General features: G+C 56.9%; 12 protein-coding genes. 8 read left to right on the top strand and 4 right to left on the bottom strand.

Annotation, left to right across the window (positions count from 1 at the left end):
• The 4 genes from HY29_RS13480 to HY29_RS13495 all read right to left on the bottom strand — a co-directional run bounded on the left by HY29_RS13480 (position 1) and on the right by HY29_RS13495 (position 7,405).
• Positions 1-1,305, bottom strand: coding sequence for an amidohydrolase family protein (locus HY29_RS13480; protein ID WP_034797747.1), 1,305 nt, complete (start codon positions 1,303-1,305; stop codon positions 1-3).
• Positions 1,302-2,762: an amidohydrolase family protein gene (locus tag HY29_RS13485; protein WP_155838329.1), complete on the bottom strand. Its 1,461-nt coding sequence runs from the start codon at positions 2,760-2,762 to the stop codon at positions 1,302-1,304. The genes HY29_RS13480 and HY29_RS13485 overlap by 4 nt, the downstream gene beginning before the upstream one ends.
• Positions 2,763-3,150: 388 nt before the next feature.
• Positions 3,151-5,382, bottom strand: a complete 2,232-nt coding sequence (locus HY29_RS13490; RefSeq protein WP_034797749.1) for a M3 family metallopeptidase — start codon at positions 5,380-5,382, stop codon at positions 3,151-3,153.
• A gap of 430 nt (positions 5,383-5,812) precedes the next feature.
• Entirely contained in the window at positions 5,813-7,405 is a 1,593-nt protein-coding gene (locus tag HY29_RS13495; protein WP_034797751.1) for a carboxylesterase/lipase family protein, read from the bottom strand.
• A 238-nt stretch (positions 7,406-7,643) separates the two neighbouring features.
• Between HY29_RS13495 and HY29_RS13500 the strand changes: the two genes are divergently transcribed.
• The 8 genes from HY29_RS13500 (at position 7,644) to HY29_RS13535 (ending at position 16,696) form a co-directional block, all read left to right on the top strand.
• Positions 7,644-8,213, top strand: a complete 570-nt coding sequence (locus HY29_RS13500) for an RNA polymerase sigma factor (protein ID WP_051601528.1) — start codon at positions 7,644-7,646, stop codon at positions 8,211-8,213.
• Positions 8,203-9,213, top strand: coding sequence for a FecR family protein (locus tag HY29_RS13505; RefSeq protein WP_034797753.1), 1,011 nt, complete (start codon positions 8,203-8,205; stop codon positions 9,211-9,213). The genes HY29_RS13500 and HY29_RS13505 overlap by 11 nt, the downstream gene beginning before the upstream one ends.
• Before the next feature lie 141 nt (positions 9,214-9,354).
• Positions 9,355-12,702 (top strand): TonB-dependent receptor, encoded by a 3,348-nt coding sequence (locus HY29_RS13510; RefSeq protein WP_034797755.1) that lies wholly within the window; start codon positions 9,355-9,357, stop codon positions 12,700-12,702.
• Positions 12,702-13,904 (top strand): M14 family metallopeptidase, encoded by a 1,203-nt coding sequence (locus tag HY29_RS13515; protein WP_034797757.1) that lies wholly within the window; start codon positions 12,702-12,704, stop codon positions 13,902-13,904. The genes HY29_RS13510 and HY29_RS13515 overlap by 1 nt, the downstream gene beginning before the upstream one ends.
• Positions 13,905-14,049: 145 nt before the next feature.
• Positions 14,050-14,478 carry a hypothetical protein gene (locus tag HY29_RS13520; protein WP_034797759.1) on the top strand — a complete coding sequence of 143 codons (429 nt, stop codon included), beginning with the start codon at positions 14,050-14,052 and terminating at the stop codon, positions 14,476-14,478.
• A 230-nt stretch (positions 14,479-14,708) separates the two neighbouring features.
• Positions 14,709-15,353, top strand: a complete 645-nt coding sequence (locus HY29_RS13525; RefSeq protein WP_034797761.1) for a hypothetical protein — start codon at positions 14,709-14,711, stop codon at positions 15,351-15,353.
• Positions 15,354-15,596: 243 nt separating this feature from the next.
• Entirely contained in the window at positions 15,597-16,169 is a 573-nt protein-coding gene (locus tag HY29_RS13530; RefSeq protein ID WP_155838330.1) for a hypothetical protein, read from the top strand.
• Positions 16,170-16,231: 62 nt separating this feature from the next.
• Positions 16,232-16,696: a hypothetical protein gene (locus tag HY29_RS13535; protein WP_034797765.1), complete on the top strand. Its 465-nt coding sequence runs from the start codon at positions 16,232-16,234 to the stop codon at positions 16,694-16,696.
• Positions 16,697-16,713 lie beyond the last annotated feature (17 nt).

Consider the following 16,713-nt stretch of genomic DNA (forward strand, 5'->3'; position numbering starts at 1 on the left):
TCAGTGCAGAACGCCATCTTTGCGCGCCATCTCAATATAGCGCTTGCCCAGTAACTCACCTCGCGTGGTGATGTTCTGCTCAATTCCGTTTATGAAGACGTAAGTCGGGTGAGACATGGCTTCGAGTGGGTCACCATCCCAGATGACAATGTCCGCTCGCTTACCTTTTTCAAGAGAACCCGTCTGATCGGCGATGCCTGCGATCTCTGCACCATGGATTGTGAGTGCAATAAGGGCGTCGCCATAGCTGAGATCCGTGTACCCCACCAGGCGGCCGACTACCGAGCGCGGGCTGCGGATGTACCAGAACGGCCGACCATGAACGGCTTTGAAGCCGACTTTGACGCCGGCCGCGATGAGACGTGCGGCATTTTCATTCGTAGTGTATTTGCTCGACAGGTCGCCAGGAACATTGGCTTCGGGATCTACGATCACCGGGATATTTGCGGCAGCGATCTGGTCTGCAACAGTCCAGCCTTCGCTGGCGCCAAGGAGGACCAGGTCGATCCCTTCTGCTTTCGCGATGTCGATCATGTTGAGAATGTCCGCAGCATTATGGACATCCACCAGTAGAGGCTCCTTGCGATCTGCAACGCGCGCCAGCGCCTCCAGGTCAAGCGGTGACAGCCCCAGGCTGATGGCCGACCGGGATAGTTCCTGCTTGCGGGATTTCGTATAGGCGCGGGCTTCCTTCAAGGCTGAGCGGAAGAGTGCAATCACGGACGGACGGCCGCCGCCAACCTTGCTCGCACCGGATGTGCCAGCCACCATAACAATGCCTGCGCTCGTCCGCAGGATCATGTTTTCGTCTTCTGCGAGTGCGACACTGGCAGACGTGCCTGCGAACATGCGTGGATCCGCTGCAGAACCGGTCCAAAGGTCCGGGGTCACAAGCGCGCCGGTAACGCCCTCAGACTTTGCGACAACAATCTGCGGATCATCCGGATTCAGAGCATACTTAACGTCATAAGCAGCCGTAACATAAGGATTATTCGTGGAGCTGTCATCAAGGGAGCCATAGCTGGGAAGGTTGCTGATCCCCAGAGATGTGCCGGTCATGATGAAACCCGGCATGACAGTCTGTCCCTGCGCATCAATCATTTTTGCATCGGAAGGTATACGAACATTTGTGCCGATCGAGACGATTTCATCTTCATCGAAAACAATGGTGCCATTCTGGATTTCGCCATCTGGCCCCATGGTCAGGATGTGGGCATTTGTAATCGCGGTCGTTTCAGCGAGGGAGGTGGGAGCGAGTGCAATACTGGCCAGACAAGCCGCGACAAGAGATTTCATATGGCTCATTGGATATCTCCCTTGTTTGAAGGGGTGATTTCATAGTCAGACAACGGCGAACCAGATGGATCTGAGTGGTCGAAAACTTCGACGCCGTCGATGAAGACCTTTTCAGGGTGCGCATAGGAGCTGAACGGATTGGCGCTCCAGATCACGACGTCGGCCATTTTGCCGGTTTCCAGGGTTCCGGTTTCTTTTTCGAGCCCAAGAATTTTAGCCGGATAATAAGTGATCCAGCGGATGGCATCTTCCTCGGTCACGTCCAGTCCGGCGCGTTGGCCTGCGGCGAGGGAACGGGCGGCATCGATATTGAGGTGCTGGCCAGTTTTATCGGAGTCTGATGTCACCGCGACGCAAACGCCTGCTGCGCTAAGCATCGGAATGCCAAGTGAGGAGTAGTCATAGGCTTCCATTTTGAAGCCGCCCCAGTCGGGGCCCCATCCGGCAATGCAGGTATCGGTTTCCTTTAGTGTGCCCATGATCTTGTAGGCTTCCGTTGCGTGGTGGAAGCTGGACACCTTCACATTGTATTCCTTTGCCGTGATCAGAACGTTGGTCATATCCTCGGCGCGATAGCAGTGGGTATTGATGCGAATATCTCCGGTGATGCCGCCAGCGATCGAGTCCAGCTGGAAGTTGCGATCCGGTTTGGCCGGATCAGTCTCAGCGTTTTCATCTGCCAGCTTGTCGGCATAGCTGTTCCAGTCTTCGACATATTTGGCAGCATCGGCGAAATACTTCCGCATCATGGCCATGAGGCCGGACCGGCCCATCGGCGCGCGGTTTTGTGCACCATAGACACGTGTCGGATTTTCACCGCAGACCATTTTGAGGCCATATTTGCTGCCTGGAAATTTCATGCCTTGTATTGTCGTCGAGGGAACCATTTTCAGAATCGCCGTACGGCCCCCAAAGATGTTGGCAGATCCTGGAAGCACCTGGATGGTTGTCACGCCCGCATTGCGAAGACGCGGATATACCGGGCTTTGTGGCCACAGACTGAATTCTGCAAACATCTCTACTGTGTTTGGTCCGGTCATCTCATTGAGACCATCTTCGACACCGGGCACATAAGCCGTACCGGCATGGGAGTGGGCGTCGATGATGCCTGGCGTTACCCACTGGCCGGAGGCATCAATGACCTGCCAGCCATCAGGAATTTCTATCTTTGTGCCGACTGCGCGGATCTTGTTGTTCTCGATCAGCAATGTCCCATCTGCGATAGCAGGCCCCGCAGCGGTGAGAATGGTGGCGTTGATGATCGCAAGGGGCGCTGCGGTTTCCGGCTTGTAGGTCGACGGATAGGGATCTTCAGCCCAGGGCGCGGTCATGTGCGGCGTCTCGGATGCGTCTTCAGCGTAAGCGGCATTTCCAGCCGCGCTGGTCAGCAAGAGAGACAGCAAGCCAATGGTACGTATTGATGTACCAACCAGGTTTAAGGGGCTCCGTCGTAAAAGCTTTGGCAAACTGACCTCCAATTATAAAGTACGCCTCATAGACCCTCATGAGGCGCCACCATAACAGGTATCCTATTGCCGCAGTGGCGGAGAGTTATGCGCAATAGCGCATTTAAAGCTGACTTGCCCGCACGTCCTCCCCGCAACCGCATCAAGAACGGTATAAGGTATGCGTCGGGCTTTCTGGCCTTCTTCTGTCACATGAAGCCTGCCGCACGATGCTGAGGGGCGATTTTGCAGAAGTGCTCCTTCTCAGACCCAGCCATCAGGGCAGATGTGCAAAGACCATGACGATGCGCCGGATTCGGGCCTCGTCATGGTCATGAGAGATAGCGGGGCCGCCCCACATGTCCTTGGCTTACAGAACAGGCCAGGCGGCTACACTTATTTCCTGTCTTTAGTTATCACTTCCGCCGTCATCTTTTGTGGCCTCACCAGGAACTGGAAAGCCGCGATCACGCATCAGCGCGTTTGTGTCAGGTGCATGGCCCCGGAACTCCACATATGCCTCTGATGGATCAATCGTGTTGCCAACCGAAAGGATCCACTTGCGGAACTTCGCGGCGGTTTCCGCGTCATAGGGCCCGCCAGCTTCTTCAAAAGCTTCCCATGCATCTGCGCTGAACGTGTCAGCCCACAGATAGGCATAATAACCTGCGGCATAGCCTTCGCCGGAAAATACGTGAGAGAATTGCGGCAAGCGGTGACGCATGGGCAGTTCTTCCGGCATGTCCAGTTCCACCAGGGTTTCCCGCTCGAACGTATCTGCGTCAAAGTCAGAGAAGTCCGTCATCGTATGAAGCTTCATGTCCACGAGCGCACTGGCCAGATATTCGGTCGTATCGAATCCCTGGCGGGCATTGGCGGCCCGTTCGATCTTCTCCACCAGTTCCTCCGGAATGGGCTCGCCCGTTTCCACATTGAGGGCAAAGCGCTGAAGGATTTCCGGTGTTGGCAGCCAGTGTTCGTGAACCTGGCTCGGGAATTCGACATAATCCCGCGGCACCGCCGTCCCGGCAAGCGAGGGGTAGGTGACATTCGAATTCAAACCATGCAGCGCATGACCAAACTCGTGGAATAGCGTGGTCGCATCATCCCATGAAATCAGGATCGGCTCTCCGGGAGAGCCCTCAACGAAATTGGAATTGTTCGAAACGATTGGTGTGGTGAAGCCATCAATATTGTTCTGTGAACGGTAGGCATTCATCCACGCGCCTGAACGCTTGCCAGACCGGGCATAGGGGTCGAAATACCACAGGCCCACATGCTTGCCATCCCGCAGGACTTCCCAAACGCGCACATCCTCATGAAAGACGGGAACGTCTTCAACCGGCTTGAACTCAAAGCCGTACAGCTCGCCGGCCATCCAGAACATGCCCTCGCGCAGCTTTTCCAGCTGCAGGTATTGTTTCACTTCCTCAGAGTCGAAATCATAGTCGGCCTGCCGGACCTTTTCGGCATAGTAGCGATAGTCCCACGGGGCGATCGTAATGTCCGCGCCTTCTGCATCAGCAACTTCCTGCATGGCGGCCACTTCCTCGCCCACCTTGGCTTTTGCGGCAGGCCAGACCTTCATCATCAATTCCATGGCCGCATCAGGCGTCTTTGCAACGGCCTTTTCAATCGACCAGGAGGCGTAGTTGTCATAGCCCAGAATCTTGGAGCGCTCCGCGCGCAGCTTCATGATGTCAGCGATGACTTTATTGTTGTCATAGGCGTCGCCATTGTCGCCGCGATTATAATAGGTCCGCCACACTTCCTCGCGCAGCTCGCGATTGTCTGAATAGGTCAGGAACGGGTCCATGGAAGAGCGAGTGTTGAGAATGGCATACTTGCCGCCCTCATTGTCACGTGACTCTGCGGCTGACTCTGCAGCACTAACGACAGATTCCGGAAGACCGGAAATCTGGTCCTCTGTGAGCCAGGTTACATAGGCTTCCTCATCATGAAGAAGGTTGTTCGAGAAGGTTGTGTAGAGAGAAGCCAGCTGCTGGTTGATCTCGGCGACACGCGCCTTGTCTGCATCATCCAGTCCGGCACCTGCGCGTGTGAAGTCTGTATAATAGTCCCAGACAAGACGCTGTTGTTCCGGCGTGAGCGCGTCATAGGCATCACCATTATAGATCGCCTCAATGCGATCATAGAGAGCCTTGTTCTGGTAGATTGCATCGCTGAAGGCCGCGAGCTTCGGAGCCATTTCGCGCTGGACTTCCTGCACATCAGGGCTGCTCAGACCGGAAGCGTATATCCCGTAGATCGTGCCAACGCGGTCAAGCTCGCCGCCTGCTTCTTCCATTGCAAGGATTGTGTTGTCAAAGGTCGGCGCGGCGGTTTGTGAGGCAATGGCGTCAATCTCGGCTTGAGCGCTCTCTATGGCTGCTTCAAGGGCAGGCTGGAACATGGACACTTCCACCTTGTCAAAGGGTGGGACACCGCCATACGGGCCTGTCCATTCTTCGAGAAGGACGCGGTACGTGTCGTCTTCGTTCATCTCTGCCATATCATCCATCGACTCCTGCACTTCTACCACCTGCTCTTCTGGGTTTGTAACCTCCTCAGTGCTCTCACACGAGGTGATGGCAAGCAAAGCGACCGCTGAGGCACTGGCGATGAGGGTGGATTTTGTCATGAGAATCTCCTGGGATCGGGCATGTCTGAGGTGGATATAACCTCCTCAGAATGATTTCATTTGCAACGATCAGATTCATAACACCGTGTCAGGCCTCTCGTCCACTACAGGGCATAGTGCAGGCGGTAACGTGAACGTGAAGTCTTCCAGCGGATGGTAACTGTGGTGGGATACACGCCAGTTGAAAACAGGGGCACGAATTCGGTCAACCATGGCTGACTCTTGCGGGCCTGGATGTAACGCCAGGGAAGTGAGTGGCCCTCACCAGAAGACAAGTTCTTTGGGCGGGGCTGAATTGGCCTGGCCTCTTTGATAATTCAGCTCACTGAATATAGCCGCATTCGAAAATGGCCGCCCGCTACATGCTCGTAGCGGGCGGCCTGGAGAGGTCCATTCACAGGGGTGGTGTGGGCGCGGCGCGCTTAGAGTATCAGTCCTTGCCGGGCTCAGGCATGGACCAGGTCTCGACGGCATCCAGGCGATCAGCCAACGGATCTGGTGTCAGCTCTGGCCCGTCTTTTGTGAGCAGCAGGATGGGTTGTTCTACGGGTTCATACCGTAGCCAGTCGGGTGCAGCCGCATCACTCGGATCTCCGGTCTTTACGAAGCTCACCACATAGTCACTCATCTGTGCCGCTGCCTCTCGGTCATCCTGTGTCGTGGCATCGCCATAGCGGGCTGAAACAGTATCCATGAAATATGGAATGTCTGTCGCATGAGGGGCGCCGGGCCATTCGTCTCGCTTGCTGTCGGCAACATAACCAAATCTGTAATACCAGACGGGCTGACCTTGTGCTGTGTGGGCGTTGGCGACGAATCGGGCCGGCTCTGCCATCAGCATGTCTGAATAGATGGCCTGGCGCAGACGGCTCGGATCGTCGCTGAATGCGGCATAGGCTTCCCGTGCAGATTCCGGATCGCTGAAACCAGCGAACAATTCGTCCGGCGTGAGCGGTGGCCCAAAGCCGAGGTCCATGCTGGTCGTGCCGATCATCAGCGGCACCATTTCCTCACGGCCAGCTTCAAAGGCATTTGACGGGCCCGTAATGATCGTTCCGTCGATCATGGGACCAGAGGCTGGCGCGACCGGTTTCGAAGCCATTCCAGTGCCCGCCACAATCGTGTCGGCTGGCAGAGCCCGCAACTGTTTCAGCGCGTCTCGGCCATCGCCTGTGATGCCGGCCCATTTGGCAAAGCCGACGCCATCATCTTCCCCGTCCGGACGATCATCTGAGGTAACCGGCTTTTGCATCGCGTCCATTCTAGCCGGAGCGGACATCGCAATGGCGCCCTCGAAGAGGCCGTCTGCCAAGGGCGTCGTCATCAGGTTCAGCACGGCGCTGCCCCCGGCGGATTCGCCCATGATCGTGATTTTTTCGGGATCGCCCCCAAAGGCGGCGATGTTCTCGTTCACCCATTCCAGGGCAGCAATTTGGTCCAGGTAGCCGTAATTGCCCAGCAGACCATTATCCTCATTTGCCGCCGTCAGGGCAGGGTGGGCAAAGAAGCCAAAGCGTCCGAGGCGATAGTTGAAGCTGACGACAACCAGCCCCTCTTCGGCAAGGGGGGCGCCGTCATATACGCTGGGCGATGATCCGCCATTGACCCATCCGCCGCCATAGATCCAGAACAGGACTGGCAGCTTGTCGCCCTCTTTGGCGTCGGCGGGTTTCCAGACATTCACATAGAGGCAGTCTTCTGCGGGTGTCGTTGTCAGAGGCGCTTCGTCTGCTGCGAATGGAATTTGCATGCAGTCATGCCCGAAGGCCGTCGCCTCCAGTGTCCCGTCCCAGCTTTTGGCGGGCTGCGGCGCGCGCCATCGTAGATCACCAATAGGCGGCGCGGCATAAGGGATGCCCTTGAACGCAATGACGCCTTCCTGCTGGACGCCCTTCACCTTGCCTGTTTCTGTTTGCGCGAGGGTGGCATCGCTGCTGGCGTCTTCCTCGGCGCGATTGGGCGCGGCGCAGCTGGCCAGGCTCGCGGCCAGCAGAATTGCGGCGGAAGCATGTGTGAGTTTCATGTTCACTCCTGTCTGTACGCTTCAGGCTTCTGGAGGGCAGGCATGCCCTCCCCTGATTTGATGTGGCCTTTCAAGGTTGGCGCATTTGGTTCAGGACTGGCTTCGCCGTCAAGTTGTCGGCACACGGCATGGGCAGGCGGGTGATCACCGCCGCCCTTTCGCTCATAGGGGCATCAGCCAGCGAAGAAATTGACGCCAGCCTCTTTCCTGCCTGCAAAATACAGATTATCGCACCAGCATGTCGAAGAATGTCGACCAATGGTTCATGGACACGGTGTTGCCGCTGGAGGCGGAGCTGGAGCGATTCCTGGCTCGCCACTGGTCTGACGCATCCGAAGTCCGCGATCTGCGCCAAGAGGTTTACAGCCGCCTCTACAAGTCGGCGGCGAATGGCCTGCCGCATAATACGCGTGCCCTGATGTATTCAACGGCCCGTAACCTGATTATTGACCTGGTTCGTCGTAAACGTGTGGTTTCTATCGAAACCGTGATGGATTTTGAAAGCTGGGACGTCTCCTCTGAAGAGGCTGGTCCATTTGAGACAGTATCGGCCCGACAGGAACTGAGTATGCTTCGAACGGCCCTTGAAACCTTGCCCCGGCGCACCCGAGACATCGTCCAGATGCGCCGTGTGCAGGGCATGTCGCAGCGTGAAACCGCGCATGCGCTCGGGGTCTCTGAGCCGACGGTTGAGCGCCATGTAAGTAAAGGTGTGCGCCTGCTGGCGGATGCTCTGGCCAAACTTGGCGTGCACCGTGGAGCCGTGATTTCACCGGCAAATGACATGGAGGGCGAGCGTGAACGCTGATTATGCTCTCCTTTCAGCTGACGATGCTGAGCAGGCGGCCGCAGACTGGCTGGCGCGGCTTGACCGTGAAGGCTTGCTGAGCGGCCCTGTCGATGTGGATGCCTTGTGTGACGCGCGGCACGATTTCGACGTTTGGGTAAATGCCGAGATGGGGCACCGCGTGGCATTCCTGCGGGCGGCGACCGCCTGGTCCCGCGCAGAGCGCCTCGCGGCACTGAAAACTCATGACGCCATTCCCCGGCGATCCATTCTTCAGCGCCCGGTCGTCCAGATGCTCGCGGCTGCAGCCTGCATAGCAATGGCAATCCTTGTTGTTATTCCGCTTGGTCTGTTTGAAGGCGCGTCCGGTCAGCCTGCGCCGCTTCATTATCAGACGGCTCGCGGAGAGATGAAAACGCTGACGCTGGAAGACGGCTCGGTTCTTACCCTGAACACAGACACAAGTGTGGACGTCCTCTTCAGCAAGGACGAAAGACAAGTCGCGCTGATTGAGGGCGAGGTCTTCTTTGATGTCGCAAAGGCACCAGAGCGGCCTTTCCTTATTGATGCCGGTGAAGGGCAGGTCAGGGTACTTGGCACCTCTTTCGGTATTGAGCGCCGTCAGGGCGTTGTCGAAGTCGCCGTCAGCGAGGGTACAGTCTGGGTCGGAAGCGCCGCCCATGCGGACACGTCCGAAAGCATCCTCACGCCGGGGATGATTGGCTATGCGAGTGCCAATGGCGTCATCGTCGAAACGTCTGATGTTGCGGCGGTGGACCAGCGTCTGCTGTGGCGTGAGGGGCGGTTGAGGTTTGATGATACGCCGTTGCGTGATGTCGCGGCGGAGTTCAACCGCTACAATACGATCCAGCTGGTTGTCACCGACGAGGCGACGGGCGACATTGAGATCGGTGGCACCTTCCGCCTTGATAATGTTGAGGCTTTTGCCCGCCTGGCCAATGATGGCCTTGGGCTGGATGTTAGTCACGCGCCGGGACGGATCGAGCTTTCCAGCGAGTGAATGTGTCAGAAATTACAGCCACGCTGAAATATTTCATGTATTTTTTAAAAAAAGTTGAGGGAAAACTTTTTACCACTCGTCTCACCCGATTGAAGGCAGGTGGACCTTTTCCGCCAGCCCACCGTTTCTGGGGAGAAATACATGAGAAATTGGTCTGCTAGACTACTGACCGGCGCGGCGATCGTCGCGCTGACGGCTTCGCCTGCATTTGCGCAAGCGCAGCCTGCTTCTGTTCAATCTTTTGATCTGCCGGCAGGGCCTCTCAGCGATGCGCTGGATGCCTTCATTGCACAGTCCGGGCGTGATCTGATCTATCGCTCAGATCAGGTTCAGAACATTTCTGTCGCCAGTGTCGAAGGTCAGCTTTCCGATGCGGAAGCGCTGGATCGCCTTCTGAATGGGTCCAGTCTGCAAATGCGTTCTGACGAGTCCGGAGCAATCCTGGTCTACGCCCAGGCCGAGCCTACGCCGGTGCGCCAACAGTCCGCTCCGGCCACCCGCCAAGTTCAACAGTCTGAAGCCCCCGTTGCGGTTGCCGCTCCTCAGGAAGAAGATGAAGAAGCGCGCCTCGAAAGCGTCGTTGTTGTCGGTAGTCAGATCCGTGGCGCTCAAGTCGATGGCGAGCTGCCAGTTACGGTCGTTGGGGATGATCAGCTTGCTGCCATCGCTGCCGTCGACGGTGATGATGTCTTTCGCTCCATCCCGCAATTCGGCGATGTCGGCTTCAACAGCACCGGAAACGTCTCTGGTGGAGTGAACTCCGCCCGCGGCGATGTTGCGTCCATCAACCTCCGTGCGATTGGAACGGGCAACACGCTGGTCCTGCTCAATGGCCGCCGCATGGTGAACCACCCAGGCACCCAGTCCGAAAACCTCGTGCCGGTTACGACAGTGAACGCGAATGCCATCCCGGTGACCGGGATCAGCCGTGTTGAAGTCCTTCTCGATGGCGCTTCCGCGCTCTACGGCTCTGATGCTGTGGCGGGCGTCGTCAATACGGTGCTCAAGGATGATTTTGACGGTCTGATCGTCAGTGGCCGTTATGGTAATGAGTTTGACGTTGATGCCGATGAGTTCAACCTGAACCTCCAGGCTGGCAAGAACTTCAACAATGGCCGTTCCAATATTTCCCTGTTCGCGGCCTATACCGACCGTGACCCGGTCTTCGCGTCAGAGCGTGATTTCTCTGCGAATGCAGACCTGCGTGATCGCCTGCCTGAGAGCTGGGCTGGTGACACGGATTTCCGCAATACGTCTACGAACACGCCATGGGGCGCATTCACTCTGCGTGACCCTGAAACCGGCAGACCTTACAATCTCGCGGGCGTCTCAAACAGCTCCGGTGGTGTGCACATTCAGCCGGACACCGAAGCGGGCTGCCGTGTATCCCTCGGCGACGGAATCTGCCTGGACGACAGCAACTCCTCCGGCTCCATTCCGCAGCGCTACAACACGAACTCCGCGCGTACGATCAATAATGGTGTTGAGCGTCTGAACCTTTTCAGCACGTTCAATCATGATTTCGAGAATGGCATACGCTTCTTCTCGGAAGCGGGCCTCTATAAGGCGACATCCAATGCTGAACGCGCAGGTTCCGCAAACCTGACGGCCGACCGTACGCTCATTCCTGCGGACAATTACTACAACCCGTTCGGCCCGGTCGGGTCTCCGAACCGCATTGAAGGCATTGGTACGCCAGCTGAAGGTCTGGATGTTGAACTCCGTCGGTACCGCCTTGTCGATGCTGGCCCTCGCAAGATCGAAGTGGAGAACACCAATTGGCGCCTGCTCGGTGGCCTGAGAGGTGACTTCAAAGGCTTCGATTGGGAAACTGCGGTCGTCTATTCCGAAGCGGAAACGAACGACACGACGTCCCGTGTTTCCAATACGCTGTTCCTCGAAGCGCTCAGCCTGACAACGCCGGATGCTTACAACCCGTTCAACGGTGGCGGCCTGCCACTGTCTGATGAGGGCGACGGCACGCCTAGCGATGCTCAGACCATGAAAGACTTCATGGTGCCGGTCTACCGCAAGTCCACCACCAGCCTTGCAATGTGGGACTTCAAACTCTCCCGTCCTGACCTGTTCCAGATGCCAGCCGGCCCGGTTGGCGCAGCGATTGGTATCGAAGCACGTCACGAGGAGTATGAAGACGACCGCGATCCGCGCCTTGATGGCACGATCCAGTTCATCTCTCCGCTGACGGGTGAGGCCACCAGCGACGTGATGGGCTCCAGCCCAACGTTGGACTCCGATGGTGATCGCGACGTGTTCTCGGCCTTCGCCGAACTGGCCGTTCCGATCATTTCGCCGGAAATGAACATTCCGCTGGCGCAATCGGTCAATATGCAGCTGGCTGTGCGTTACGAGGATTATGATCTCTTCGGCAGCGTTACGAAGCCGAAAGTCGCCCTGGCCTGGCGCCCGTCCGACTTCCTGCTGTTCCGTACGGCCTGGTCGCAAGGCTTCAAGGCACCGAACCTGCAGCAGCAATTTGACCGTAGTCTCGAGCGTACCAATACGCGCACGGACTATATTCAGTGTGAAGCAGACCTACGCGCAGGCCGCATCGCCAGCTTCTCTGACTGTGACCAGGCCCAGGCTGTGGTCAGCCAGCGTCAGGGCTCTACGGAGCTCGGCCCGGAAGAGTCCGAAAGCTTCTCTGCAGGCCTCGTCTATGACGCGACCTTCCTGCCGGAAGAGATGGGCACGCTTCAGCTGACCGTGGATTACTGGTCCATCGAACAGGAAGATGTCGTCGGTATCTTTGGTGATGAAAATCACCTGATCCTCGATTATCTTCTGCGCACACGTGGCAGCTCTAACCCGGCCGTTGTACGTGCCGATCCGACGGAAGAAGACATTGCTGCCTATGCAGGCACGGGTCTCGATCCGGCGGGTGAGGTTCTCTATGTCGATGACAATTACCTGAACCTGCTGCCACGGGATGTGGAAGGTCTGGACATCGGCGTCTACTACGACCTCGACACTGCCAAATGGGGTGATTTCGGCCTCAAGGTGAACGTCGCTCAGCTGCGCAAATTCTACCAGGATCTCGCGCCGCGTGAGGCCGAAATCCAGGCAGCACAGGAAGCCGGTGAGATCAGCGATGTTGCTGCACTCGCAGGTGTGGGCGACCTGATCCGTCAGGACGGCCGTCCGGAATGGCGCTGGAGCGCATCTGCAACCTGGCGCATGGATGCCTGGGGTGCTGGCTGGTACACGAGCTACATCGATGATGTACTCGACACCAGCGCGACGAATGACGACACTGGCGACTTCTGGGTTGTCGACTCCGCCATTCGCCACAACGCCTATGTTCAGTACACCTTCGGATATGACACCGATAAGCCGCTGCAAATGCGCGTCGGAGCCCGTAACCTGTTCGACGAAGAGCCGCCGCTTGCGGACGAGTCCTTCGGTTATATGGGCGGTCTTCACTCCCCACGTGGACGCTTCGTTTATGTGAGTGCAAGGAAGACCTTCTAATGCAGAAGAGTGGTCGTGGGATGTTGCGGGGCTTCGGCCTCGCAGCATCCGCGCTCGTCCTGGCGGCGTGCGCACATACGGCGGATATGTCTGCCGTAACGACGTCCGATGTTCTTTGCGAAACGGACGCCGTAACAATTTCGGCCGAATTTGACGGTGCCGGGCATCATGGATGCGCCATCTCCACGGATGGGCCGGTGCTGACCGTCTGGCCAGAGGCATCGATTGCGGGCCCGATCAATCCGAGCCCATGGTACGCGTTTGAGGCGGATATCCACTCGAGTGATCCGGTAAAGCTGCGGCTTGATTATGCTGGTTACTGGCATCGGTATTTCCCCTGGATCAGTCGGGACAATGGCGCGTCCTGGCAGAAGCTGGGCGAAGATGCCGTCACCGTCGGGGATGACGGGCATATTGCAACCGTCACGCTGCCCGGTGGACCGGATTCCCTTCTGGTCGCTGGCCGCCCGCTGATCACGCCGGCAGACATGAGTGTCTGGAGCCGCGCGCTCGTAGAGCGCTACGGCATGCAGCGCGTCACCTATGGCGAGAGCCTGGACGGGCGTCCGCTGGAGGCCCTGACCATCGGCCCTGATACGGCCAGCCGTATCGTCATTGCACTGACCGGACAGCACCCGCCTGAACAGTCCGGCGTTGCCGCGTTTGAGGTGTTTGCCGAAACACTTATGGCAGAGGTCCCGGCTGAGACACTGGCTGACACACGCTTTGTACTTTTGCCCCTGGTCAATCCGGATGGCCGCGCGCGTGGGAACTGGCGTCATAATAATGGCGGTCTGGATCTGAACCGGGACTGGCTGAACCAGTCGCAACCGGCGATCAAGGCAGTCACGCGCTATCTCTCGCAAGAGGCTGAAGGCCGCGATGTCGTGGCGTTTCTGGACTTCCACTCCACCCAGAAGACGCTGGTCTATACGCCTCCCTTCGAAGAGGCCTATGCCGACATGAGCTTTCCGCAGGCGCTGAAAAATGCCTTTGATGCTGGCATTGAGCCGGCTCCTGAGTGGATTGCCGGACATAATGCCGAGGCCGGCACATCGAAGAACTGGGCCTTGCAGACACTCGACGTAGCAGGGCTGACGGTCGAGCTGGGAGATGATGCCCCGCCAGCAGAGATCGAAAGCATTGGCCGCCTGTCGGCTCATGCCGTGATTAATTTCCTGTCCAGGACAGCAGGCGAGTAATAACACGCTTGGTGAGTGCTGCCCTTGTTCTGGCAACACTCACCAGGTTTTTTCTCCTGTCCTTTCGACCGTTCATTTTACGGTTCGTATTTCACGCAATCTTAGCATTCCGTCTGTACGTCTTCATGAAACGAAGGAGGCGTATGTGCAGACGCAATTACAGATCCTGGGTGTTTCAGCCGTTGCCGCCTTGCTGGCAGGAACGTGTTTTGCTCAACCGGGCTCAGATGCGACTGCGACGGTACGTATTGTCGTTCCCCCACTTGCAGAGGCTCTGGAGGCTCAGGAAGCCGGGGCCAGTGGTGTCTGGACGGCAATGTCGCAAGACCGCGGGTTCATGGTCGGGGTTACACCTTCCTCCGCTGAAGCTGTCGATACGACAGGCCAACTGGCTGTATTTGCCGGTGCTCTCAGCCGTGTTCATGTCGAGTTTGGCAATGCGGGACAGATGACGCGTCTGCAGGGACAGGTCGCTGATAGCGACGGGGCCCTTAAGCATTACGTCTTTGATCTGCCCGGTTCAGATACACACAACATGACAGACAAGACTCAGCTGCTTTTCTCTACAATCTAGGCAGGCTCATCAGGGCAGGGAGTTCTCTTGCCTTGTAGGTGCCGAGAGATTTTGATAGCGACATCCTCAATTAGATATTGAGGCGTTATGTCGTGGGTTATTGTCTCTGGAATGGAAGCCTGGCTTCCGCCATGTCCAACTGCGTAGTCAGATTTTCCACTTTTATACGTGCAATAGCCCTTTGTCTGGCTGTCGCTGTAGTTAGCCAGCAAGCTTCGGCGCAGCTGACCGTGGACAAGCTGTGGATCGATTTTGACAGCAATTCGAGCGGGCGGGAAGATGTCCTGCTTCGGAACGAGAGCGATCGGCGCTATTACATTTCCGTCGAGCCAGCCGAGATTATGAATCCCGGAATGCCGGATGAAGCGCGAATCGAACATCAGAATCCGGAAGACCTCGGCCTCCTGATTTCGCCTAATAGGCTAATTCTCGAACCAGGCGAATTCCGAGCCCTTCGGATCGTCTCCATCAATGACGAACCGGTGCGTGATCGTGTGTACCGTATCCGCGTGACGCCTAAAATCGGGACAATTTCTGCGGAGGAGGGTGCCGAGGAAGACCGGAATGCCAATCTCGTTGTTCTGATGGCGTACGATCTTTTGGTCATTGTCAGACCTCCACAGGGGAAAGCTGACGTTCACGCTCAACGGACAGGCGAAAAAATCGTCCTGAGTAATACAGGTAACACGAATACGCTTCTGATTGACGGAACGGCCTGCCCGCCTGAAGGCCAGGATTGGGATTGTGTGACGCTGCCGGACACAAGGCTCTATGCGGGTGCAAAAGCGGAGTTTGACTTGCCTCAACCTGACGCTGTGGTGCGTTTCATTTCGCGTGACAGGACATATGTTGCCCCCAACGAAGTCGTGTACTGACTTTCAGACAGCCAAGGCCTGGCCTTGAATACTCCCTATGCGTGTATTCAGAATAGAGACTTCCCCTGTTAGGAGAGTTTCTTGATTTTATTGTATTTTTGATGTGACCTATTTCCCATAGTGAGGAAAAAGCCATCTAAAGTCTGGAAATAGTCTCCATCCCCCTTGCGGTTAATGGGCGGTTAATGCCTTTATCGCGCGGGGGGCTCAGAATAGTTCCTCATAGCTATTATGGAGAAATATATGATCAGTAAGATTTTGATGGGGGCCGGGGCAGCCGCTCTGCTGGCGTCTGGCGCGATGGCGCAAGACAGCACCTTCGGCACCACCTCCACAGACACCGTCAACATTACCGCAGAAGTGGCACCTGTTGTGCGCGTTTCGGGCCTGGATGATGTCAACTTTGACCTGAATGAAGCCTTCTTCAATCAGTCCGGTCCGAACACCTACAAGAACCAGATGTTCTGCGTGTATTCAAACGTATCCAACGCAGGCAGCTTCTCGATCTCTGCAACGGGCACACCGGCACCGGCATTCGGTTCCAACGCCTGGGCTGTGACGAATTCCGGCGATGGTTCGATTCTTGCTTTCACAATGAAAGTGTATGACGGCAGCCTCGATCGTGTTGTTGGCCCCGGCGACAACTGGTCCGGCTTCTCGTCTGCTCAGTGGAATGGCGACCGTCCTGACACGGGCGATTGCTCCGATACGGGCGATAATACACGCCTGCAGGTCACGTTCAGCAAGGACAATGTCCTTGGCGCGAACGCTGGCACCTATGCAGGTGCAATCACTCTGGTTGCTAGCGCAACCTGATTTATCGATGGATTGCGGGTGCCTTGAAAAAGGCGCCTGCAGTCTGTCACCAGGATGGTAGAATGATGCTGAGGTCCAGTTTGATCGCTTTTATGAGCGCCCTGCTATTGGCAGGTTCGGGCACAGCACAGGCCAGGGCGCCTGCCACGACTATCAAATTCCTTCCTGATAATACCTCAGACCTTGTCTGGCGTGGGCGTGGAGACGTTACGGCGCGGCACCGCTTCTGTGTTGAGAGTTCTACCCGCCAGTTCGAGCTGATTGTTTCGTCCACGACCGGTGGCCTCAATGGACAGGCAGTCATTCCATATGAGGTGACGGTTGAGCTGAATGGTCGAACCGAGACGGGGGTTATCTCGAAAAGTACGCCAACCTTCTCTGTAAAGGGGCTCCAGTCGCGGGGGGGTACCTGCAGGGGCCGGGATAATGTTGGCCTCCTTACGGTCCGCTTATTGCAGCAGGATGCGTTGAGCGCTGTGACGGGCAGATATGCAGATCAGCTGAATGTGTCTGTCTCTCCGAATTGAGATGACGCGAAGTGTAG

Origin of the sequence: Hyphomonas beringensis (assembly GCF_000682755.1) — a bacterium.
GTDB classification, from domain to species: Bacteria; Pseudomonadota; Alphaproteobacteria; order Caulobacterales; family Hyphomonadaceae; genus Hyphomonas; species Hyphomonas beringensis.